This is a genomic window from Ensifer sp. ENS06 (assembly GCF_014852205.1).
GTDB lineage: Bacteria > Pseudomonadota > Alphaproteobacteria > Rhizobiales > Rhizobiaceae > Ensifer > Ensifer adhaerens.
This window is the reverse complement of record NZ_JACVBC010000010.1, coordinates 14,123-35,672: the sequence shown is the minus strand read 5'-3', so window position 1 is coordinate 35,672 and position 21,550 is coordinate 14,123. Positions and strand designations below refer to the sequence as shown.

19 protein-coding genes are annotated in these 21,550 nt (G+C 59.9%); 13 read left to right on the top strand and 6 right to left on the bottom strand.

Annotation, left to right across the window (positions count from 1 at the left end):
• Positions 1-23: 23 nt before the first annotated feature.
• From IB279_RS26935 to IB279_RS26910, 6 genes are all read left to right on the top strand, one after another.
• On the top strand, positions 24-686 hold the full coding sequence (locus IB279_RS26935) for an isochorismatase family cysteine hydrolase (protein ID WP_082566430.1): 663 nt from the start codon (positions 24-26) through the stop codon (positions 684-686).
• A 38-nt stretch (positions 687-724) separates the two neighbouring features.
• Positions 725-2,068 (top strand): glutamine synthetase family protein, encoded by a 1,344-nt coding sequence (locus IB279_RS26930; protein WP_060516739.1) that lies wholly within the window; start codon positions 725-727, stop codon positions 2,066-2,068.
• Positions 2,069-2,086: 18 nt separating this feature from the next.
• The gene (locus IB279_RS26925) at positions 2,087-2,905 is read left to right on the top strand and encodes an N-formylglutamate amidohydrolase (RefSeq protein WP_051659457.1); all 819 of its coding nucleotides are present in this window, start codon (positions 2,087-2,089) and stop codon (positions 2,903-2,905) included.
• Entirely contained in the window at positions 2,902-4,206 is a 1,305-nt protein-coding gene (locus IB279_RS26920; protein ID WP_060529750.1) for an aspartate aminotransferase family protein, read from the top strand. The genes IB279_RS26925 and IB279_RS26920 overlap by 4 nt, the downstream gene beginning before the upstream one ends.
• A gap of 178 nt (positions 4,207-4,384) precedes the next feature.
• Positions 4,385-6,682: a PBP1A family penicillin-binding protein gene (locus tag IB279_RS26915; RefSeq protein WP_113506347.1), complete on the top strand. Its 2,298-nt coding sequence runs from the start codon at positions 4,385-4,387 to the stop codon at positions 6,680-6,682.
• Between the two features lie 341 nt (positions 6,683-7,023).
• Positions 7,024-7,293, top strand: coding sequence for a hypothetical protein (locus IB279_RS26910; protein WP_244546903.1), 270 nt, complete (start codon positions 7,024-7,026; stop codon positions 7,291-7,293).
• Between the two features lie 375 nt (positions 7,294-7,668).
• On the opposite strand, the gene IB279_RS26905 is transcribed toward IB279_RS26910, so the two are convergent.
• Entirely contained in the window at positions 7,669-8,664 is a 996-nt protein-coding gene (locus tag IB279_RS26905; RefSeq protein WP_060516753.1) for an ABC transporter permease, read from the bottom strand.
• Between the two features lie 46 nt (positions 8,665-8,710).
• A complete protein-coding gene (locus IB279_RS26900) occupies positions 8,711-9,499 on the bottom strand; it encodes an ATP-binding cassette domain-containing protein (RefSeq protein WP_234798880.1) in 789 nt (262 codons plus the stop codon).
• A gap of 150 nt (positions 9,500-9,649) precedes the next feature.
• Between IB279_RS26900 and IB279_RS26895 the strand changes: the two genes are divergently transcribed.
• From IB279_RS26895 to IB279_RS26880, 4 genes are all read left to right on the top strand, one after another.
• Positions 9,650-10,630 (top strand): NAD(P)-dependent oxidoreductase, encoded by a 981-nt coding sequence (locus tag IB279_RS26895; RefSeq protein WP_060516755.1) that lies wholly within the window; start codon positions 9,650-9,652, stop codon positions 10,628-10,630.
• A 48-nt stretch (positions 10,631-10,678) separates the two neighbouring features.
• Positions 10,679-11,671, top strand: coding sequence for a sugar-binding protein (locus IB279_RS26890; protein WP_060516756.1), 993 nt, complete (start codon positions 10,679-10,681; stop codon positions 11,669-11,671).
• Positions 11,672-11,850: 179 nt separating this feature from the next.
• Entirely contained in the window at positions 11,851-12,747 is an 897-nt protein-coding gene (locus IB279_RS26885) for an NAD(P)-dependent oxidoreductase (RefSeq protein ID WP_060609418.1), read from the top strand.
• A 42-nt stretch (positions 12,748-12,789) separates the two neighbouring features.
• Positions 12,790-13,572, top strand: coding sequence for a FadR/GntR family transcriptional regulator (locus IB279_RS26880; RefSeq protein WP_060609421.1), 783 nt, complete (start codon positions 12,790-12,792; stop codon positions 13,570-13,572).
• Between the two features lie 126 nt (positions 13,573-13,698).
• On the opposite strand, the gene IB279_RS26875 is transcribed toward IB279_RS26880, so the two are convergent.
• Positions 13,699-14,613, bottom strand: a complete 915-nt coding sequence (locus IB279_RS26875; protein WP_034798776.1) for a LysR family transcriptional regulator — start codon at positions 14,611-14,613, stop codon at positions 13,699-13,701.
• 128 nt (positions 14,614-14,741) lie between these two features.
• Here IB279_RS26875 and IB279_RS26870 point away from each other — a divergent pair, with 128 nt between their 5' ends.
• Genes IB279_RS26870 through IB279_RS26860 form a run of 3 tightly spaced genes read left to right on the top strand, consistent with a single transcriptional unit; the run spans position 14,742 to position 18,415 of the window.
• Positions 14,742-16,040 carry an MFS transporter gene (locus IB279_RS26870; protein ID WP_034798689.1) on the top strand — a complete coding sequence of 433 codons (1,299 nt, stop codon included), beginning with the start codon at positions 14,742-14,744 and terminating at the stop codon, positions 16,038-16,040.
• Positions 16,041-16,061: 21 nt separating this feature from the next.
• Positions 16,062-17,150, top strand: coding sequence for a tartrate dehydrogenase (locus tag IB279_RS26865; protein WP_034798686.1), 1,089 nt, complete (start codon positions 16,062-16,064; stop codon positions 17,148-17,150).
• Positions 17,147-18,415 (top strand): glycerate kinase, encoded by a 1,269-nt coding sequence (locus tag IB279_RS26860; protein WP_090301578.1) that lies wholly within the window; start codon positions 17,147-17,149, stop codon positions 18,413-18,415. Before IB279_RS26865 ends, IB279_RS26860 begins: the two co-directional genes overlap by 4 nt.
• Positions 18,416-18,725: 310 nt before the next feature.
• On the opposite strand, the gene IB279_RS26855 is transcribed toward IB279_RS26860, so the two are convergent.
• Genes IB279_RS26855 through IB279_RS26845 form a run of 3 tightly spaced genes read right to left on the bottom strand, consistent with a single transcriptional unit; the run spans position 18,726 to position 21,522 of the window.
• Positions 18,726-19,799, bottom strand: coding sequence for an ABC transporter ATP-binding protein (locus tag IB279_RS26855; protein WP_034798682.1), 1,074 nt, complete (start codon positions 19,797-19,799; stop codon positions 18,726-18,728).
• Complete coding sequence (locus tag IB279_RS26850; RefSeq protein ID WP_034798680.1) at positions 19,796-20,623, bottom strand: carbohydrate ABC transporter permease; 828 nt, start codon at positions 20,621-20,623, stop codon at positions 19,796-19,798. Before IB279_RS26850 ends, IB279_RS26855 begins: the two co-directional genes overlap by 4 nt.
• Entirely contained in the window at positions 20,620-21,522 is a 903-nt protein-coding gene (locus tag IB279_RS26845) for a carbohydrate ABC transporter permease (protein WP_060584395.1), read from the bottom strand. The genes IB279_RS26850 and IB279_RS26845 overlap by 4 nt, the downstream gene beginning before the upstream one ends.
• Positions 21,523-21,550: the final 28 nt, after the last annotated feature.

The following is a 21,550-nucleotide window of genomic DNA, read 5'->3' as shown; positions in this document are numbered from 1 at the left end:
AAAATAAACCGAGGAGAATTCGAATGAGTGCAGTCACTGTCAAGGTTGGCGACGATCGCTTGAGGCGCGACAGCGCCTATGAGGCTGGCCGCACCTCGCTGCTGTTCGTCGACATGCAGCGCATCTGGTGCGAGCCGAACCTCGACCCGACCCACCCGCAGGACGCCGAGAGCTATTATCACAGGCGCCTGCGCCAGACCGTCATCCCAAACCAGGTACGCATTCTGGAGGCGGCGCGAAAGGCCGGTTGCGATGTGCTGCACACGATCATCGAAAGCCTGACGCTCGACGGCCGCGACCGCTCGCTCGACCACAAGCTCTCCGACATGCACGTGCCGAAAGGTTCTCCGGAGGGGCAGGTCATTCCGGAACTTTCGCCCATCGACAACGAGATCGTGCTGCCGAAGACGTCGTCGGGCGTCTTCAACTCGACCAACATCGACTACGTCCTGCGCAACCTCAACACCCGCTACCTGATCATCGCCGGCGTCATCACCGACCAGTGCGTCGACATGGCGGTGCGCGACGCCGCCGACCGCGGTTACCTTGTCACCGTCGTCAACGACGCCTGCGCCACCTATAGCGAGCAGCGCCATGACGCGGCCCTTCGTGCCTACTCCGGCTATTGCTGGACGACCGACACTGAGACGGTGGTCAGCCGCCTCGGCACTTTGCGCCAAGCCTGAGTCGCCGCCTAAAAAATGAACGAATAGAGGGGAACCCCATGACGGAAACCAACAACGGCAAGGCGGCCGCCGCACTGACGGAACTTGCCACCTTCGTCACGACCGACATCGCCGGCATCACGCGCGGCCGCAGTTTTGCGGCTTCCGAGATCGACAGCTACCTGCGCAAGGGTGTCGGCTGGGTGCCGGCCAACCTGGCGCTCACGCCCTTCGACCTGATTGCCGAGAACAATCCCTGGGGCTCGGCCGGCGACCTCCGGCTGATGGCCGACCCCGACAGCAAGGCGCGCGTCACCTGCCTGCCAGACGAGACGCCGCTGCATTTCTATCACGCCGACATCACCGACCTCCAAGGCAATGCCTGGGACTGCTGCGTACGCAGCTTCCTGAAACAGACGCTGAAGGAATACGAACAAGTCGGCCTCAAAGTCATTTCAGCCGTCGAGCAGGAGTTCCAGTTGCTCGGCGTCGACTGGCCGGATGCGCCGTCCTTCGGCCTGCGCGCCCAGCGCCGTGCCGAACCCTTCGGGTCTCTGCTGATGACCGCTTTGCAGGAAGCCGGCGCCGAGCCGGAAATGTTCCTGCCGGAATACGGAAAGGACCAGTTCGAAATCACCTGCCGTCCCGCCGACGCGCTGACCGCCGCCGATCGCGGCGCTACCATCCGTGCAATCACCAAGGAAGTCGCCGCCCTCTTCGGCTGGAATGCGAGTTTTGCCCCGAAGACGGTCTCGAATGGCGTCGGCAACGGCGTGCACCTGCATGTGAGCTTCACCGATCTCGACGGCAATCCGGTGACCTTTGACGCCTCGCGCCCCGGCAGGCTCTCCAAGATCGCCGGCGCCTTTGCCGCCGGCGTCATCAAGCATCTGCCGGCGCTGACCGCCTTTACCGCTCCGTCGGTGCTTTCCTACATGCGGCTCGTGCCGCACCATTGGAGCGCCGCTTACACCTGCCTTGGCGAAAAGAACCGCGAAGCGACGCTCAGGATCTGCCCGACACTGGACCTTCCCGGCAGCAATCCGGCCAGGCAGTTCAACATGGAATACCGCGCCGCCGACGCATGCGCCAGCCCGCATCTGTCGCTGGCCGTCTTGTTGAAGGCCGGCCTCGAAGGCATCAAGGCCGGGCTCGAACAGCCGCCCTTGATCAATTCCGACCCCTCCGATTTCTCGGCGGCAGAGCAGGAGAAGCTCGGTATTCGTCGTCTGCCCGCGAGCCTGCCGGAAGCTCTGGATACGCTCGCCGCCGATCCGGTCGTCACGGGCTGGTTCTCTCGAGATTTCCTTGACTGCTACATGGCGATGAAGCGCAAGGAGATCGAGATCGTCGATGGGCTCTCGCCGGACGAACTTTGTGCCCGCTATGCGGCGGTCTACTGATTGACGGATGGGCAACCCATGACCTCGACAACGGCCATCAAGAGCCTAGAACCCGGCGCGCGACACGACCCGAGCGCGCCGCTGCTTTCGATCGACGAACTGCCGCCCTATGCGGTCTTCAACCCGGACGGCACCTCCCCGATCCTGCTCTTATGCGAGCACGCCTCCAACCGGATGCCACGCGCGCTCGGCGATATGGGGCTTCCGCTGCACGAGCGCCAGCGCCACATCGCCTGGGATATCGGCGCCATGGCGCTGGCTCAGCACCTAAGCCTCAGCCTCGATGCACCACTGTTCTTCACCAACTATTCAAGGTTGGTGATTGACTGCAACCGGCCGCTTCCCGCCCCCTCGATGATCCCCGAGATCAGCGAGACGACGGAGATCCCCGCCAACCGAAACCTGAGCGACGAAGAGCGGCAGCAGCGGATCGATACGCTGTTCACGCCCTTCGCTGAAGCGGTCAGCCGCCGTCTCGACCGGCTCGAAGGCGAAGGCAAGCGGCCATTTGTCGTCGGCATCCACAGCTTCACGCCGGTCTATTTCGGCAAGCCGCGCCCCTGGCAGGCCGGCATCCTCTATCGCGACGCCGTCGATTTTGCCGGTTCGCTGATCCGAGAACTGGCCAGCGAAAGCCAGCTGACGATCGGTGACAACGAGCCCTACAACATCCATCCCGACGAGGATTACACCGTGCCGGTTCATGCCGACGCGCGTGGGCTTCCGGGCGTTCTGGTCGAGGTGCGCCACGATCTGATCGATACGGATGCGGGCGTCACTGCCTGGGGCGAGCGTCTCACCCGGTGTCTTAAAGCTAGCGTAGGGGAAGCCCCGTGACCGCACTCTACGAGAGAGACCAAGCGGCAGTCGCCAACCTACAGAAGCTGCGCTTCTTCCCGCTTGCAGTGACCGGTGGCCGCGGCGCGAGGCTGACGGAGGAAAACGGCCGCGAACTGATCGACCTCTCCGGGGCATGGGGGGCGGCGAGCCTTGGCTATGGCCACCCGGCGCTGGTTGAGGCAATCTCCGGTGCTGCGGCAAATCCCGCCGGCGCCAGTGTTCTTTCTGCCGCCAATGGACCGGCGGCGGCCCTTGCCGAAAAACTCCTCACGGCCTTTCCCGGATCGGGCGACAACAAGGTCTGGTTCGGTCATTCCGGATCCGATGCCAACGAGGCGGTCTTCCGCGCTGTCACCAAGGCGACGGGACGGTCGGGCGTCATCGCCTTCGTCGGCGCCTACCACGGCTGTACCGTGGGCTCGATGGCTTTTTCCGGCCACAGCGTCCAGGCGGGCGCGACCAAGGCGGACGGACTGCTCCTGCTACCGTACCCCGATCCCTACCGGCCCTACCACGACGACCCGACAGGTGGTGCGATACTCGCAGAATTACGGGAGCGACTTGAGGCGGCGCCGGAGCGTTTCGCGGTCGCCTTCATCGAGCCGATCCAGTCAGACGGCGGCCTGATCGTTCCGCCAACCGGTTTTTTTAAAGCCTTTTCCGCGATCTGCCGGGAATACGGTGTGCTCGTCGTCTGCGACGAAGTGAAGGTCGGGCTTGGCCGCAGCGGCCGCCTGCATTGCTTCGAACATGAGGATTTCGTCCCCGACATCCTGACCATCGGCAAGGGTCTTGGCGGCGGGCTGCCGCTTTCTGCCGCGATCGGCCCGGCACGCATCCTCGATTGTGCCAGCGCCTTTGCCATGCAGACGCTCCACGGCAATCCGATCTCTACTGCCGCCGGCCTTGCCGTTCTTGAAACCATTGAGCGCGACGAGCTTGCGCAGGAAGCGGAGCGCAAAGGCAAACTGCTGCGCGACGGCCTGGCAAGGCTTGCCGAACGATATCAACTGATCGGCGATATCCGCGGTCGAGGTCTTGCCTGCGGCGTCGACCTCGTTCTCGATCGGCAGACACGGGCTCCAGCGCGAGCGGAAGCAGCAAAACTTATCTATCGGGCCTATGAACTCGGCCTCGTCGTCTACTGTGTCGGGATGAACGCAAATGTTCTGGAGATGACTCCGCCGCTGACCGTCCCGGACACCGACATCGTTCAGGCATTAAACGTTCTGGATCGAGCTTTCGCCGAAGTCTCCGACGTTCCGGATACAGTTGTTTCGCAGTTCGCGGGCTGGTAAAGGCAGTCTCAAGACCTAAGCTCGCGCCCGCCACGGTTGGGATTTTTAGGTCCCACCTGTCGTGACGCGCGCACTGATGATGGCGGCGTATTTCCTTTGGCTGGAACCAGCGTCTTTGCCGTACGTTGAGAACCCGCCACAGTGCTCTAAGTCATTAAGGGTTTGAGCGTCTTAAAAAATGCCCCGCAATCCTCACGTCTCTACACGAAGTGGCACTGGGTCGGACGACCATCAAAAGGCGGAAGTGCTCGCCCAGAGAGCCCCCGCGGCAACAAAAGAGGCGGATCACAGCGCAGACGCTGACCCGTTCATCCGAGCTGGAACGAGCGAACATCTGCCTCTGCCGTTTGAGCAGACCCGACAGGCAGCGCACGCTCTGCTTCGTGCGCTTCACGACGATTTGCGGGCTATCTCAACAGCGGTCAAGGTCAAGGTCCGGGCGGCTGCTTCGTCCGTAAAGACCAAGGTCCAGGCTGCGGATAAGCAAACTCTTTCATTTCTGCTGAAAAATCTCGGCGGGGCACTTGCGAACGCTCCCAAAAAGGCAGGACGAGCGCTTCGCCGGTCTAGCCAGCCTGTCTTGCAAAGGAAAGCCAGGTGGAAATCGGCGGTGCGGCTGACCGCCGTTTTCTGTATTCTGGTTGGTGTAACGGGCTTGGTGTGGGCGCTAAAAGATGTCCCTTGGGCCGAGATCAGGGACGGTACACTAAAGCCTATCGTGGTGTTGGAAACCGCGGACGGTCAGCCGCTGGTCAGACAAGGACCTTATCAAGGACCTTACGCACAGTTCGACCAATTCACGCCACAACTGATCGATGCGGTACTGTCTGTTGAAGACCGGCGGTTCATGGACCACTTCGGCATCGATATCAGAGGCATCGGACGAGCGCTTCTTCGAAACCTCAAGGCAGGGTCGGTTGTGGAGGGTGGTAGCACGATCACCCAGCAGCTCATCAAGTTGCAGTATCTCGACAGCGATCGTACGGTAAAACGAAAGATACAGGAGTTTGTGATTGCCCTGTGGCTGGAGTGGAAACTCGGAAAGCAGGAAATCCTGACGCGTTACCTCAACAGCGCCTATCTTGGCGCTGGCGCAACGGGTATGCCGGCCGCCGCACGCATTTATTTCAACAAGGATATCGGAGCGCTAAACCTTTCGGAATCGGCGCTTCTGGCGGGATTGTTGCGGGCTCCTAGCCTATGGAACCCGATCGACAATCTTGAAGGTTCCCGAAAGCGCACATCGGTCGTCCTCGACGCGATGGTTGCGAACGGCAAGGTTGACGCGTCAAAGGCTGCGCAGATCAAGGCGAGCTTTGCTACCCTCCACCCGACAACGCCAACGCCCCGATCCGGCAGTTGGTTTGCGGACTGGGTCTCACCGCAGGCGAGCGAAATCGCCGGGACTTCGCCGGGCTCGACCACAGTTCGAACGACGCTTGTTCCCCGGCTTCAGGGGATTGCCGAAAGGGTCATCAAGAGGGCCTTGGATACTGAGGGAAGAACTGTTGGTGCATCTCAGGCCGCATTGGTGGCAATGACCCCGGATGGAGCGGTTGTGGCCATGGTCGGCGGCCGCGATTACAAAGAGAGCCAGTTCAACCGTGCCGTCACGGCAAAACGGCAGCCGGGCTCCACCTTCAAGTTGTTCGTTTACTATGCCGCTCTGAAGGCCGGACTTTCCTTATCCGACCGGGTACTGGACGCACCGATCGAAATCAACGGCTGGTCACCAGAGAATTCCGGCGGCCGCTATCGCGGCTGGGTCACGATCGCTGAGGCCTTCGCCCGGTCTCTCAACGCGCCAACAGTGGCGCTCGCCCAACATGTCGGCCTTGACAAGGTGATCAGTGCCGCGCGTGAACTCGGGATCGACGCGCCACTTGTCGATACGCCTTCGCTGGCGTTAGGCACGTCCGAGGTCAGCTTGCTTGACCTGACAAGTGCCTATGCGTCCGTGCAATTCGGCAAGGCCCCCGTTGAACCCAGGGGAATTATCGAATTTCAGGCTTCGAACCAAGCAACGGCTTTTCGAGTCGGGGCAAAAGATACGCCAAGCGTGGATCTGGCCCCCTATCGGCGCGATCTCCTTTCCCTTCTACAGCTTGTTGTGGAACGCGGTACCGGGCGCGCAGCCGACCCCGGCGCGTTTGCTGCTGGCAAGACCGGCACCAGCCAGAACAATCGTGACGCTTGGTTTGTCGGGTTCACCGAGCCGCTTGTCGCAGGGGTCTGGGTCGGCAACGACGACGACACGCCGATGAAAGGCGTAACGGGCGGGGATATGCCAGCGCAGATTTGGCGGGATTTCATGCGGGAAGCGTTGGCGACCCCCGCAGCGGGCGTTCTGGTTGACGACAGCGCTCCGCCTCAGAGCTGCAACATCACCGCTTGCTCTCGCAGCTATCGCTCCTTCCGGCCATCGGACTGCAGCTACCAACCCTATTTCGGGGAGCGAAGGCTCTGCGAAAAATGACGAATACGTCGGATCAAATGCGAACCGCCCACAAAGGCGGCAAGCCTCGATGCCTTCCCCTCTCGGAACCGGCCAAGGCGGCCCAGCAAGCGGGAACCTTTTCCGTACATTCGTGTTTTTGCTTTGCTGATGATCTCGGATCCCTCCGGATCAAGGTAGGAGCCCCATCATCGCTCCGGCGAAGGTGGGGCTTTTTCACAACGCCGTCAACGCTTCGTGACAACACCGCGTAGCCGAGGGCCGCCGCCAGGCCGTGCGCAGGTCGTGCAACTGGAAGAGCTCGATCCGCTGGAACAGCTCGATCCGCGGACCATGGTCATAGCGATGACGGCAGACGTGCAATGGCCATGAGACATCTGCCCGAAGAGCGTTATGTAGTTGGTATGAGCAGATTCACGGAAACCGAAATCGCATTGATCGAGCGCCTACGCGCATTGAAGGCTATGCCGGACATGTCCATCAACGTGTTTGAAGTCGGCGATCCTTTGACCTCGGCAGGATTCTCGCAGGATGAAATCCTGGAGGTGCTCTACGCTCTTGAACAGGACAAAATCATCGCTCTGTTGCCTGGAAACCGACTGACAATGCTCAAAGAACTGCCGAATGGCTAGTGTGGCGCTGCGGGTTTGGCCGTAAATTGCCTCACCAAGTGCAACACCGTCGAGCTTGCCCTCGACCAAATCTCGACCTCTTTGCCCTCGGTCATAAGTATCCCCGTCTCCTGGCCCTGATGGCCATAGGCGCTGGCTCGTATGCCTATGGGTAGCGAGCACCCCGAGCCACAGCATGCTGGATCCGTCATGCCTCTCCTCTCCAGTGAGACGCATAGGTCCGAGCAGCCTTCACGACCGCAAGCGGCCTTCGAAGAATGGTAGGCGGGTGATGAACGCGTTCTCCACCGGGAATAGAACACAAACTCGCACTACCGCGCGCACTGGCGTGCGCGACCAACGCGTGAGAAAATCGCGTGCTGCAGGGCGTGTGCGCTACTCGCTTTGGCGGAAATTGCGGATGCGATCGAAAAGGACTGCAAGGATTATCGCGCCGCCGATGAATGTCCCCTGCCAGAACGCATTGATGCCGAGAAGTCCGAGGCTATTGCGGATCACCTCGATGAGTGCCGCACCGACAAGTGCGCCGAAGGCAGTACCTGCGCCGCCAGCGAGATTAGCGCCCCCAATCACTGCCGCAGCGATGACCTGCAACTCCATGCCCGCTCCAATATTGGTCGTCACAGCACCCAGCCAGCCGGTCTGAATGATGCCGGCGATGCCAGCCGACAGCGCCGAGATCATATAGACGCAGACCTTGATGGGTCGTACGGGAAGGCCCGTGGCAACGGCCGCCTTTTCGTTGCCACCAATGGCGTAAATGTAGCGGCCGATCCGCGTCCACCGCAGCACGAAGCCGGTCAGGAGCGCCAGCACGATCATGTAGATCACTGGATTGGCGATACCGAAGACCGCCCCACCGCCCAGCGCCAGCAGCTTGGCATGATCGGGGCCAAATTCGAAGACGACAGTATTGTTGGACGCGACCATGGCCAGGCTCCGGGCAACCGAGAGCATGCCGAGCGTTACGACAAAGGGCGGAAAGCCGAGATAGGCAATCAAGATGCCATTGAACGCGCCGATCACTAATGCCGTGGCGACCGAGACGGCAATGCCCGTCCCTATGCCGTATCCCGCATGCATCGTGACTGCAAGTACCATACTGCACAGGCAGAGCACCGACCCTACCGATAAATCAATCCCACCGGTGATGATGACAAGCGTCATCCCGAGCGCGATGATTGCGATGAAAGTGACGTTGCGGGTGATGTTGTAGAGGTTCTTTGCCGTTGCGAAACTGTCGGTGGCGAATGACAGGAAGATGCAGGCGAGAATGACGGCGACCAGTACCCAGAAGGTCTGGCTGCCCAGGACTGTTGCTGCGAGCGTGCGCTGCCTATGGGCTATCGTCTCGTGCAGCGTCGTTGCCATGTTAACCTCGCGTTCCTCCGGCGCAAAAGACCCAGATCGTTTTCCTCTATCCACCCTCAATGGCGCCAGTAATAAGCCCTGTCACCTCTTCCGGAGAGGTCTCGATGATTGGCTTGTCCGCCACCTTTCGGCCTCGGCGCATGACAACGACGCGATCGGCGACATCGAATACGTCGGGCATGCGATGGCTGATAAGCACAACCAGAATGCCACGATCGCGCAGTTGTCGGATGAGATGGAGCACTTCAGCGACCTGGCGCACGGAAATGGCCGCGGTCGGCTCGTCCATCAGAACGATTTTCGCCTCCGAAATCATCGTACGCGCAATCGCCACCGCCTGGCGTTGACCGCCCGACATCTGTTTCACGAGGTCGCGTGCTCTGGTCTCGGAACGGAGTTCCTTAAAGATCTCCGCGGCCCTCCGGTACATTGCCTTGTAGTCGAGCACGCCCAATGGGCCGATGCCCCGCCTCAGTTCGCGTCCGAGAAAAACGTTCGCCGCCGCGGTGAGATTGTCACAAAGGGCAAGATCCTGGTGCACGATCTCAATTCCGAAGTGCCGCGCCTCGACCGGGCGATGCAGCACGATTTCGCTGCCATTGAGGCGCATCGTGCCTTCGCTCGGTCGAAAGTTTCCCGCAATCATTTTGACGAGAGTCGACTTGCCGGCGCCGTTGTCGCCCATCAATCCGACAACCTGGCCCGCCTCTAACGACAGCGAAATGTCATTGACGGCCTGTATGGCCCCGAAGTGCTTGGAAATATTGCTGAGTTCTAGCAGCACGACCAGCCTTCCAAACTCCCAAGACGCGCGGCCTTCACCAAGGCGCGTCACAATATGCCCGCCCCTTGAGTGAGAGATTGCTTATTTACGCAAATCATCACAACCGCGTCAATGATCTCTCGTCTGACAAACCTTATTTGTATGACAATTAGACATTGACGAAAGTCGCAATCATATATTAGCTACTACTGGGAGATAAGCATGCTTATCCTTGTCACCGGGGCAACGGGCAAGGTCGGGCAGCACCTCATATCCACGCTGCTTGACCGACCACGTTTTTCGAAAGCGCGCATTCGCGCGCTCTGCCACAACCGCGTGCTCAATCCAAGCGAGCGCCTCGAGATTATCCGCGGCTCCATCGCCGATCGCGCGGTCGCTGACGCTGCGATTGCCGGCGCGACCCATATCGTGCATCTGGCGACCTGCAAGGAAACGCCCGCCGACGTCATGGATGTGACCGTCAAAGGTCTCTTTTGGCTGCTCGAAGCGTTCAGAATGAGCCCAACAGCCCGGCAGTTCATTCTGATCGGCGGCGACGCCGCGGTCGGCCATTTCTTCTATCGCCATGAAGGACCGATAACCGAGGTGACACCGCATCGCGCCTATCCCGGCAGCTACGCGCTCTCCAAAGTCCTCGAGGAGGTGATGGTCGAGCAGTACTCAGTCCAATATGGGATGAACGTCTGCTGCCTGCGTGCGCCGTGGATCATGGAAAAGGACGACTTCAGGCACTCGCTTTCCTTCGGCGACGACGTTTTCGGTGGACCGGACTGGAAGACGTATTTTCCGCCCCATGAAGCCAGGCGCCACGCAAAGGCCGGAACCGTACCATTACTGCGCGATGCCGACGGAAGACCGCTCAAGCGCAACTTCGTCCACGTCAGCGACCTTGTGTCAGCGATCCTCAGCACGATCGACAATCCGCACGCAGAGCGTCAACGTTTCAACATCGCCATGGATCGTCCGGTCGATTACGGCGAGGTCGCAAGCTATCTCGAACGCACGCGCGGCCTGCCGTCGGTCGATGTTCCAAGCCATTTCCACTCAAACTGGTTGGACAACAGCAAGGCAAAATTCCTGCTGGACTGGCAACCGGAATACGATCTCGAAAAGCTTATCGACCAGGCCTTTCAATACGAGCGTCCACCAAGTGACCCTCGTATCGTCTGGTATCCGGGTTGATTTGTGCCGCGGACAGAGGGTGTCCGCTTGTTTCAACGGGAGGATAAAATGAGGAAAGCATTGGTGCTCGCAGTCGCAGCGCTGGCGCTGGCCGCCGGCCCCGCCGGCGCCCAGACGAAAAAGCAGCTCGTCATCGTCGTCAAGGGTCTCGACAATCCCTTCTTCGAGGCGATCAATCAGGGTTGCCAGAAGTGGAACAAGGAAAACACAAGCTCGGAATATGAATGCTTCTATACCGGCCCGGCGTCGACTTCCGACGAAGCAGGAGAAGCGCAGATCGTCCAGGACATGCTCGGCAAGCCCAGCACGGCTGCGATCGCCATTTCGCCTTCCAACGCCAAGCTGATCGCCCAGACGTTGAAGTCGGCAAACCCGACAGTCCCGGTCATGACGCTTGACGCCGACCTTGCCAAGGAAGATGCGGGCCTGCGAAAGACCTATCTTGGTACCGACAACTATACGATGGGCGCGCGGATCGCGGACTACATCAAGAAGGCAAAACCGAACGGCGGCAAGATCTGCACGATCGAAGGGAACCCTGGCGCTGATAACATCCTGCGCCGTGCTCAAGGGATGCGTGACGTGCTGACCGGCAAGGACGGGCTGGCCGAGCTAAAGGGTGAAGGTGGCTGGACCGAGGTTGCTGGCTGCCCGGTCTTTACCAATGACGACGGCGCCAAAGGCGTGCAGGCGATGACGGACATTCTTGCGGCCAATCCCGATCTCGACGCCTTCGGCATCATGGGTGGTTGGCCACTGTTCGGTGCGCCGCAACCCTATCGCGATCTGTTCAAGCCGATGGCAGACAAGATTGCGAAGAATGAATTCGTCATCGGCGCGGCCGATACGATCGGAGAGGAAGTGGCGATCGCCAAGGAGGGTCTCGTGACCGCACTTGTCGGCCAACGACCCTTCGAAATGGGCTACAAGGCGCCATCGGTCATGCTCGACCTGATCGCCGGCAAGCCGGTAGACGATCCGGTATTTACCGGTCTCGATGAATGCACCAAGGATACGGCCGATACCTGCATCCAGAAATAGGAACGGTGGCCGGAGCGCCCTTTGACGGCCTCCGGCGCCTCCGCCCCATGAGCAGCGAGCGCGGTCAGCACGCTTGACGGCCGGCCGCGACTCCTTGCAACGACCCCGCTTGGAAGTTCCCTTCGGCGAACTATCATCGACAAGACCATTCCCCAATTTTGCAAAGCACGGAGAGCGCAATGACCAAGCGGATCATCTTCACCGGAGGTAGCGGCAAGGCTGGTCGCCATGTCGTGCAATACCTCCTCGAGCAGGGCCATCAGGTGCTCAACCTCGACACGAAGCCCCTCGATAACCCGAAAGTACGCACGCTGATCACCGACATTACCGACAGCGGCCAAGTGTTCAATGCACTGTCGAGCTACACCGGCCTGCACGAATTCGACCCGTCGCTTGCGCCGCAACCGATCGATGCCGTTGTTCATTTCGCGGCGATCCCGCGCATCCTGATCGCGCCTGACAATGAACTCTTTCGCATCAATGTGATGGGCACCTACAATGTCATTGAGGCGGCGGCGAAACTTGGCATCCGCAAGATCGTCATCGCATCCAGCGAAACGACCTACGGTCTCGTCTTCGCCAATGAGCCACGAAACCCGCACTATTTTCCGCTCGATGAGGACTATGACGTCGATCCGATGGACAGCTACGCGCTCTCCAAGGTGGTGAACGAAAGGACCGCGCGCGCCTTTGCGCTCAGAAGCGGAGCCGACATCTATGCATTGCGCATTGGAAATGTGATCGAGCCCAACGAATACCACCTTTTCCCAGGCTGGTTTGCCGACCCTGGATTTCGAAAGCGCATCGCCTGGAGCTACATCGACGCGCGGGACCTCGGCCAGATCACCCTCAGGGCCATCGACACGGATGGTCTCGGGTTCCAGATCTTCAATGCAGCGAACGACGAGACGTCTTCAGACCTTCCGACGCAAGAGCTGATCGACCGGTTCTATCGGGGCGTACCGGTCAAAGGACAGCTTGGCGAATACGAGACACTTCTGTCGAACCGGAAGGCGCGCGCGATGCTCGGTTTTCAGCCGCAACACAGCTGGCGGACCTATGTTGGCGGCAGGTGACGCAATGCGTGGCTAGAGGGTTCGAGATACGAGAAAAGATGAATGGCTGAACAGCGACCAGAAAAACGCTCCGCAGGCTCGGGTACCGCGGAGGCGGCGCGTGCGACCCGACGGCTCGACGCGCCGCGCATGTCAGGGCCGAGCGTTCATATGTCGCTCGCCGAAGATATCGGGCTCAGGATCGTGCGTGGCGACTATCCTCCGGGAACGATCCTGCCGAACGAGGCCCAGTGGACGGAAATCTTCAATGTAAGCCGAACCGCCGTCAGGGAGGCGATCAAGATATTGATGGCCAAGGGGCTACTCGCATCGCGTCCAAAAATCGGCAGTTGGGTGGAGCCGAAGGAGCGTTGGAACCTGCTCGACCGCGACGTCCTGAGTTGGTACGCACACTCGCCGGATCGGATCCAGTTCCTCAAGACCGTACAGGAATTTCGTCACATCATCGAACCGGAAGCCACCGCCCTTGCAGCGATCCGCCGCAGCGAAGAACAGATGGCCGAAATCACCGAGGCACTGAGAGACATGGGGCAAGCGACAACGCTGCAGGCTCGCACCCAAGCTGACACGCGGTTCCACCTCGCGATCCTGCGCGCTTCCGGAAATGACCTCCTCATTCCGCTCGGGACGTTGATTGAATCCGCACTCAACCACCTTTTCCTGCTGGTAACCCGGAACGACAGCACCCTCGTCCATGCCCTTAGGCTCCATGAGAACATCGAGAAAAGCATTCGGCTTCAACGCCCGAACGCGGCCCGTAACGCCGTAAGGCGACTTTTAGCGAACACCGATGCACTCATTGCGCATTCAGAGCGCAACATGTGAGCTCAGGGCGCGCCGCACGTCGTCGTGAACAAACTGCTGCTGAGAGCTACCCATGCGGTGGACCGGCTAAGGCCCCCGCGCAGGCCGAGGATCGCGATCGTGACAGCCTTTTACGTCTCGTGGCGTTCACGCAAATTCCGCGTATCGCGCGACATTGTGCTGCAACAACGCGAGCATCGTGTCGCGCAACGGATCTCGCACCGCTTTCATCCAGGCGGCTGAGAGGGGTAGTCGATGCATCGGCGATCCCGATGGATGAGCGAGCGGGATGTAGCTGACACCTGACACAGCAAGTTTCGAGGTCCAGCGTGGAACGATGGCGGACCCGATTCCGGCGGCAACCAGATTGATTATCGTCTGCTTTTCATCGGCTATTTGTGCGACGCGGGGACGCATGTCAAAGTCCGCGAACAATCCCATTGTGAGGTCATGACTGTGCGGTCGCGAGCGGCGTTCTGGCACGATCAATGGCTCTTCCGCCAGATCCTGGACGGTAATTTCGGACCGTCCAGCAAGAGCACTCCCCATTGGTACCGCAACAACTGCCGTTTCATGAAACAGCAACTGCACATTCAGAGTGCGGCTGATCCCATCGCGAGGACGGATCAAAACAAGGTCGAGGCGCCCGGCCAGCAGTTTCGGAATAAGCCGGACAGACTTGTCTTCAATGATCTGGGTGATGACATCAGGCGCCGCCTCCCGAAAATCCTGCAAGAGCAACGGTAAGAGACCGGCGGCAGCACTATCGATCGCGCCGATGCGCAGTATGGCGGACGGCCTGTGTCGGGCTGCACGAAATTTTTCGGCGACTTCGTCAAGCCGCCCCAGGAGCGGCCGCACTTCTTGCAAAAGCGACACGCCGTCATCGGTCAGGCTCACGCTTCGGGTTGTTCTACTCAACAACTGCGTTCGCAAAGATTCTTCCAGTAACCGGATGTGCCGGCCGAGCGAAGCAGGCAGCATGCCCGTCTTCTGGGCAGCTCTTCCAAAGTGCAGTTCTTCGGCGACCGCGACAAAACACCTGAGCTGTTCGAGTTCCACCCCCACGCCCTCCATTATATCAACAAATTATATAATTGCATGAACCTTCATGCGCAGGAAAGGAGAAACTAACCTTCTCGACAAGCGCGAGAGGACGCGCCGGGTTCGAACATAGGGAGGAGCTTGTTTTGACGAGCGACCGGGAGACGCGCGTATTGCGCAAAATCACATGGCGCATCGTGCCATTCATCATGGTTCTCTACCTGATCGCGTTCATCGATCGCGTGAACATCGGCTTCGCGTCTTTGACGATGAACCAGGACCTTGGATTTTCATCGACCGTCTTCGGCGTGGGCGCGGGCATCTTTTTTCTCGGCTACTTTCTTTTCGAGGTGCCGTCGAACCTCATTCTCCACAAAGTCGGCGCCCGCATCTGGATTGCCCGGGTGATGATTACTTGGGGCCTGGTATCGGGTGCGATGGCGCTGGTCCAAGGCACGACGAGCTTCTACACCCTGCGCTTCTTGCTGGGCGTGGCCGAAGCTGGGTTCTTCCCAGGCATCATTCTTTATCTGAGCTATTGGTTTCCTGCGCGTCGCCGAGCGGCGGTCACCGCGATGTTTATGGCAGCTGCTCCGCTTGCAACAGCCATCGGGTCGCCGATTTCTGGCGCCCTTCTCGAGATGCACGGCATCTGGGGCCTGGCCGGCTGGCAGTGGATGTTCATCATCGAAGCTGTTCCGGCGGTAATCTTCGGTGTGGTCGTATTGTTTTTCCTGACGGACCGACCGGAAAAGGCAAAGTGGCTTACCGACGACGAGCGTGCTTGGCTTGTGAAGACCATGGAGCAGGAACAGGCCGGCAAGGTGAAGGCAAGCCACGGCATCTGGGCAGGGCTCGCTGATGTAAGGGTCCTTGCACTTTCGCTCATCTACTTTGGCACGTCAGCAGGTCTCTACACGCTCGGAATCTGGGCACCACAGATCATCAAGAGCTTTGGCCTTTCGTCTTTCCACGTTGGTTTGATCAATTCCATTCCAGCTGTTTTTGCTGTGATCGGCATGATTGTCTGGGCACGCCATTCCGACAGGACCGGCGAACGCACTTGGCACGTTGTCGGTGCCTGTCTGCTGGCTGCCGCGGGCCTTGTCTTTGCAACCGGTGCGACGACTGTGTTTGCCGTGATGATCGCCCTGACGCTTGTGAACATCGGGATCAGCGCCTCCAAGCCGCCGCTGTGGAGCATGCCGACGATGTTCCTCTCAGGCCCGGCCGCAGCCGCTGGTATCGCCACCATCAATTCATTGGGCAACCTCGGCGGCTTCGTCGGCCCCTCGATGATCGGCTGGATCAAGGACACGACAGGGAGTTTTGCCGGTGGTCTCTACTTCGTCGCGGCACTGCTCGTGATTTCGGCAGTGGTCACTCTGATCCTTGCTCGCGGGGCCTCCCGCGAGGCCACTCGGACGGCTTCCATTCAACATTGAAATCCAGATTGGAGAACAACAATGCGCGAATACAAAATTGCAGCGATACCGGCCGACGGAATTGGCCCGGAAGTGATCGCAGCGGGTCTTCAGGTCCTTGAGGCGCTGGAGAAGCGTAGCGGCGACTTCAAGATCCACTCCGAAACCTTTGACTGGGGCTCGGATTACTACAAAAAACATGGCGTCATGATGCCGGCCGATGGTTTGGAGACACTCAAGAAGTTCGACGCAATCTACTTTGGTGCGGTTGGTGCGCCGGATGTCCCCGATCACATCACGCTCTGGGGCCTGCGTCTTCCAATCTGCCAGGGCTTTGACCAGTACGCCAACGTCCGACCGACCAAGATACTCCCAGGAATTACTCCGCCGCTGCGCAACTGCGGGCCAGGCGACCTGGACTGGGTCATCGTTCGAGAAAATTCCGAAGGCGAATACTCGGGCCACGGCGGTCGCGCCCACAAGGGGCTGCCGGAGGAAGTTGGCACCGAGGTTGCCATCTTCACACGCGTCGGCGTTACCCGCATTATGCGCTACGCCTTCAAACTCGCCCAGTCGCGGCCGCGCAAGCTCTTGACCGTCGTCACCAAGTCGAACGCGCAGCGGCATGGCATGGTCATGTGGGACGAGATCGCTGCCGAAGTTTCGAAGGAATTCCCGGATGTGACCTGGGACAAGATGCTAGTCGACGCGATGACGGTGCGCATGACGCTGAGGCCGGAAAGTCTTGACACCATTGTAGCGACCAACCTGCATGCCGACATCCTGTCGGATCTCGCCGGCGCCCTTGCTGGTTCCCTCGGCGTCGCACCGACTGCCAATATCGACCCGGAGCGTCGCTTCCCATCAATGTTCGAGCCGATTCACGGCTCAGCTTTCGACATCACCGGCAAGGGCATCGCCAACCCCATCGCCACCTTCTGGACGGCCGCCCAGATGCTCGAACATCTTGGAGAAAAAGACGCTGCGACAAGACTGATGACGGCTGTCGAACGCGTCACCGAGGCAGGCATCCTCACCCCTGATGTCGGCGGCACCGCCACCACACAGCAGGTGACCGATGCCGTTTGCGAGGCGATCGCCGGCTCAAACATCCTCGTTGCTGCCGAATGACCTTTAGCGATACATCCGCCCGCGATGCGCTGCGTCAAATGTTCGACGCAGCGGTCACCAGCGCGGATCCGGTTAGAGTGGTGTCAAACCACCTGCCCGATCCGCCCAAGGGCCGCTGCATCGTGATCGGAGCCGGAAAGGCTTCGGCTGCGATGGCGGCGGCACTCGACGCCGCATGGAGCGACGTTGAACTTTCCGGACTAGTCGTGACGAGGTATGGCCATGCAGTTCCTGCCGGGCGCATCGAAATCGTCGAAGCGGCCCATCCGGTCCCCGACGCGATGAGCGTTGAGGCGGCGACACGTATCCTTGAGAAGGTCCGCGACCTTGGGCCGGACGATCTGGTCATTGCCCTGATTTCAGGCGGCGGTTCCGCTTTGCTGGTTGCTCCAGCCGGCAACATGACGTTGGCCGACAAGAAGGAGGTCAACCGGATGCTGCTTGCCAGCGGTGCGACGATCTCGGAGATGAACGCCGTTCGAAAGCAGCTTTCAAACATAAAAGGCGGACGGCTCGCGCAGGCAGCATATCCTGCAAGGGTCGTCACGCTCGTGATCTCCGACGTGCCGGGCGACAACTCTTCCGAAATTGCCTCGGGACCCACTGTCTCCAACGAGACGGGCGTTGTCGAGGCTCGCGAAATCGTCGCGCGCTACAAACTCGCTCTTCCACCGGAAGCGATCGCCGTTCTCGACGGTGGCGGCTCCGCGGCGGCGAGCGCCCCGATTAACGCAGAAACGCGGCTGATAGCCTCACCGTCCACAGCCCTGCATGCGGCGGCACAAGTTGCGCAATCTCACGGGATCCGCCCCTTGATCCTTGGCGATGCGCTTGAGGGAGAAGCGAGAGAAGTCGGTACAGTCTTTGCCGGCATCGCGCTCTCCGCGCGCGACAAGGGCTTACCGGTTGCGGGACCAGCCGTGCTCCTGTCGGGCGGAGAAACGTCCGTGTCCTTGCCGAAAGGCTCGACCGGACGTGGCGGCCGCAACACCGAATTCCTGCTGAGCCTTGCGATTGGCTTGAGTGGTGCAAATTCGATCTGGGCAATTGCCGGAGACACAGACGGTATCGACGGTGTCGAGGACGCTGCGGGTGCTTTCGTCACTCCTGACACCCTTACCCGTCTGCAGCAAGTCGGCATTGCTCCGCGCACCGCGCTTTCACAACATGACAGCTACACCGCATTCAAGGCGATTGGCGACCTTGTCGTCACCGGGCCAACACTCACAAACGTCAATGACATACGCGCAATCCTGATCGGATAGAAATCATGCTCCCACGCAGCAACCGCAAGGCCAAGATCGTTGCGACGGTCGGGCCGGCTTCAAATTCGCCCGAAACGCTCAAATCGTTGTTCCTCACCGGCGTCGGACGGACTTTCAAACTGTCATCGTCAGCGGATTCCCGTTCGCGACTGAAGGCAGCACGAATAATCTCCGTGTCGCTCAGATCGGGAAAGCATGATCCTCGAAGCGGGTCGAGCCACCGCTGAGAACCGACGAGTTGGCCGGGAACGCACGGCCGAGGCGTCGGCAGGCTCCTTTTTTGGCGGTGCGCGCCTGGATAGTTTGGGCTTCAATCGGCAAGGCGGCGCTGGGTATCGGCATCGAAAAGATGCATGCTGCCGGGAGCAAAGCTCAGTCCGACCCGGTCGCCTGCTCTTGCGACCGATCGGCCATTGAAGACCACCGACAGCTCGGGCGTGGTTGCCATTGTCAGAAAGCACGTCGCACCGGTCGATTCGATCATTGCCACTGGTGCTGAGAGAATGCCCTCATCGGCTGCCGCAAGTTCGATATGCTCCGGACGCAAGCCGACGCTCAAGGCCTGTCCTGGCTGCACCGTCCGGTTAAGGGCGATCGTTTGTTTGGTACCGACATCGAGGATGATCGAGCGTCCGTCCGGACCGCCGACCGCGGGCAGGAAATTCATGGCAGGAGATCCAATGAAGCCGGCCACGAACTTGTTAGCCGGCCGGTCATAAAGCTCAAGCGGACTGCCCTGTTGTTCGATGACGCCGTCACGCATGATGACGACATGGTCCGCCATTGTCATCGCTTCCACCTGATCGTGCGTGACATAGACCGACGTGGCGCCCAGCCGATCGTGCAGCGCGCGGATTTCTTTGCGCATATGAACGCGAAGTGCGGCATCAAGATTGGAGAGCGGCTCGTCGAACAGGAACGCCTTTGGGTGCCGGATAATCGCCCGGCTCATCGCTACGCGTTGCCGCTGACCCCCGGAAAGCTCGCGCGGGTAGCGCGCCAGGAGATGCGTGAGCCCGGTGACGGCGGCAACTTCATGTGCCGCCTTCTTGCGTTCGGCCTTGGCAACGCCCCTGATGCGTAGGCTATAAGTCAGGTTTTCCTCAACCGTCATGTGCGGATAGAGCGCGTAGGACTGGAACACCATCGCCACATCGCGCTTGCGCGGCGGCACTGCATTCATCACCTCGCCAGCGATCTTGAGCGTACCGGACGATATGCTCTCCAGGCCCGCCAGAGACCGCAACAACGTCGACTTCCCGCAACCTGACGGACCGACGAGAGCTGTAAAGCTGCCTTTGCGGATCGAAAGCTCGATGTCCTTCAGCGCATGGTAGGCACCATAATACTTGTTGACGTTCCTTAGTTCGATCTGGGCATTCATTTGAGCGCTCCCGAGGTAAGACCAGAGACGATGCGGCGTTGCAGGAGGACGAAAATGGCGAGGATCGGCGTCACGTAGATCGCCGCGTAGGCCATGATATTGTTCCATTCATTGGTGTTTGGCCCCATGAAGGAGTTCAACCCCACGCTTGCCGGTTGCAGCTCGACGGCCTGGATCATCGATTTCGAATAGACGAACTCGCCAAAGGCCTGCATGAAAATCAGGATCGCACTGACGAGGATGCCGTTGCGTGCGAGCGGCAGGACGATATTGAAGAATGCGCCGACCCTGGAGTTGCCGTCGACAAGGGCTGCTTCCTCCAGTTCCTGTGGCACGCTCATGAAGGTCGCGCGCACCAGGACGACGAAGAACGGCATGCTCTTGGCCGCAATCGCCAGGATGACGGCAAGCCGCGGATAGTTGAGCAACCCAACTTGCGAAAAGCCCACGAAAATCGGCGTAACCATCAGCGACGCCGGAAGGACCTGCAACATGAGGATGAGGAAGAGCCCGATATCGATCCAGATGTTGCGATAGCGCGCCAGCACGTAGGCGCAGCCAACACCAAGCACGGTGATGACGCTGACCGCTCCGCAGGCGATGACCAAGGAGTTCCAGATGTACCGGCCCATGTTCCGGCTCTGCCACACGTTGCCGAAGATTTGCCACTGGGGATCGCTCGGCCAGAAGGTCGGCGGAGTGGCAAACATCTCCGACCCCGATTTGATCGTGGTGATGTACATCCAGTAGAGTGGGAACAGATAAAGGCCGGCGAGAATGATCGCGATTGCGAGAAGCAGGCGATCCCGGGATACGTTGCTCATCCGCGCACCTCATGCCGTGTCGAACGCACGTAGACGACAGAAGCGATCATCACAAAGACGATCATGATCACCGAGATCGTCGCGCCCTTGGCGAAATCGTACTGCCGGAAAGACAGATCCCAGGCCCAGTATTGCGTGACGTTGGAGGCATTGTTCGGCCCTCCGGAGGTGATCGAGGCGAAAAGATCGAACTGCTGCAGCGTGAAAATGAGCCCGAGCGCGATGATGGCCCCTATGGACGAGCGCATCATCGGCAGCGTGATCGTCCAGAAGCGTTGCCAGACATTGGCACCATCCAATTCGGACGCCTCATAAAGGTCCCGCGGAATGGCCGACAGACCGACGGACATCAGGATCATGTTGAAGGAGGTACCGAGCCAGATATTCGCGATTATGACGGCCCAGAGCGAGTAACCGGGATCCGAGCGCCAGAAGATATTACTGTCGATGAGGCCCGTTTCCCGCAGTATGAAGTTGAGCACGCCAAAATCACCCGACAGGATCCAATTCCAGATCGCGCCAACCACGAGGCCAGGCATCACCCAGGAAACCAGAAACAGACCCCGCACCCACGAGGCGCCTGGAAAATTTGTCCAAAAGAACAGCGCCAGTCCAAAGCCGACGAGGAACTGACCGGCGATCGAGGCGACGACGAAAGTCGCGGTATTGGCCAGGATCGGCCAGGTTTCCGGCTGGGCGAAGAGATCGCGGTAGTTCTTGAGACCGACGAACGGGCGCCAGAAGCTGCCGAGGCTGAACATGTCCACCTCCTGAAAGCTCATGGCGATGTTGTAGAGCAGTGGCAGGCCGGACAGGGTTAGCAGGAAGGCGAGCGGCAGGCTCACGAGGCCGATATCGAAGCCGCGGCCGTCGATGATGCTGGATAGAAGGCGTTTCATGAGCTCCTCCGCCGCCAAGGCCTCAGCG

Excerpts from the sequence above, each read along its gene's own strand:
- IB279_RS26895 (WP_060516755.1), top strand. The coding sequence starts at position 9,650 with ATGCTTATCCTTGTCACCGGGGCAACGGGCAAGGTCGGGCAGCACCTC.
- IB279_RS26930 (WP_060516739.1), top strand. The coding sequence starts at position 725 with ATGACGGAAACCAACAACGGCAAGGCGGCCGCCGCACTGACGGAACTT.
- IB279_RS26845 (WP_060584395.1), bottom strand. The coding sequence starts at position 21,522 with ATGAAACGCCTTCTATCCAGCATCATCGACGGCCGCGGCTTCGATATC.
- IB279_RS26880 (WP_060609421.1), top strand. The coding sequence starts at position 12,790 with ATGGCTGAACAGCGACCAGAAAAACGCTCCGCAGGCTCGGGTACCGCG.
- IB279_RS26855 (WP_034798682.1), bottom strand. The coding sequence starts at position 19,799 with ATGAATGCCCAGATCGAACTAAGGAACGTCAACAAGTATTATGGTGCC.
- IB279_RS26915 (WP_113506347.1), top strand. The coding sequence starts at position 4,385 with ATGCCCCGCAATCCTCACGTCTCTACACGAAGTGGCACTGGGTCGGAC.
- IB279_RS26850 (WP_034798680.1), bottom strand. The coding sequence starts at position 20,623 with ATGAGCAACGTATCCCGGGATCGCCTGCTTCTCGCAATCGCGATCATT.
- IB279_RS26935 (WP_082566430.1), top strand. The coding sequence starts at position 24 with ATGAGTGCAGTCACTGTCAAGGTTGGCGACGATCGCTTGAGGCGCGAC.
- IB279_RS26905 (WP_060516753.1), bottom strand. The coding sequence starts at position 8,664 with ATGGCAACGACGCTGCACGAGACGATAGCCCATAGGCAGCGCACGCTC.
- IB279_RS26890 (WP_060516756.1), top strand. The coding sequence starts at position 10,679 with ATGAGGAAAGCATTGGTGCTCGCAGTCGCAGCGCTGGCGCTGGCCGCC.
- IB279_RS26860 (WP_090301578.1), top strand. The coding sequence starts at position 17,147 with ATGACCTTTAGCGATACATCCGCCCGCGATGCGCTGCGTCAAATGTTC.
- IB279_RS26885 (WP_060609418.1), top strand. The coding sequence starts at position 11,851 with ATGACCAAGCGGATCATCTTCACCGGAGGTAGCGGCAAGGCTGGTCGC.
- IB279_RS26865 (WP_034798686.1), top strand. The coding sequence starts at position 16,062 with ATGCGCGAATACAAAATTGCAGCGATACCGGCCGACGGAATTGGCCCG.
- IB279_RS26910 (WP_244546903.1), top strand. The coding sequence starts at position 7,024 with ATGGCCATGAGACATCTGCCCGAAGAGCGTTATGTAGTTGGTATGAGC.
- IB279_RS26925 (WP_051659457.1), top strand. The coding sequence starts at position 2,087 with ATGACCTCGACAACGGCCATCAAGAGCCTAGAACCCGGCGCGCGACAC.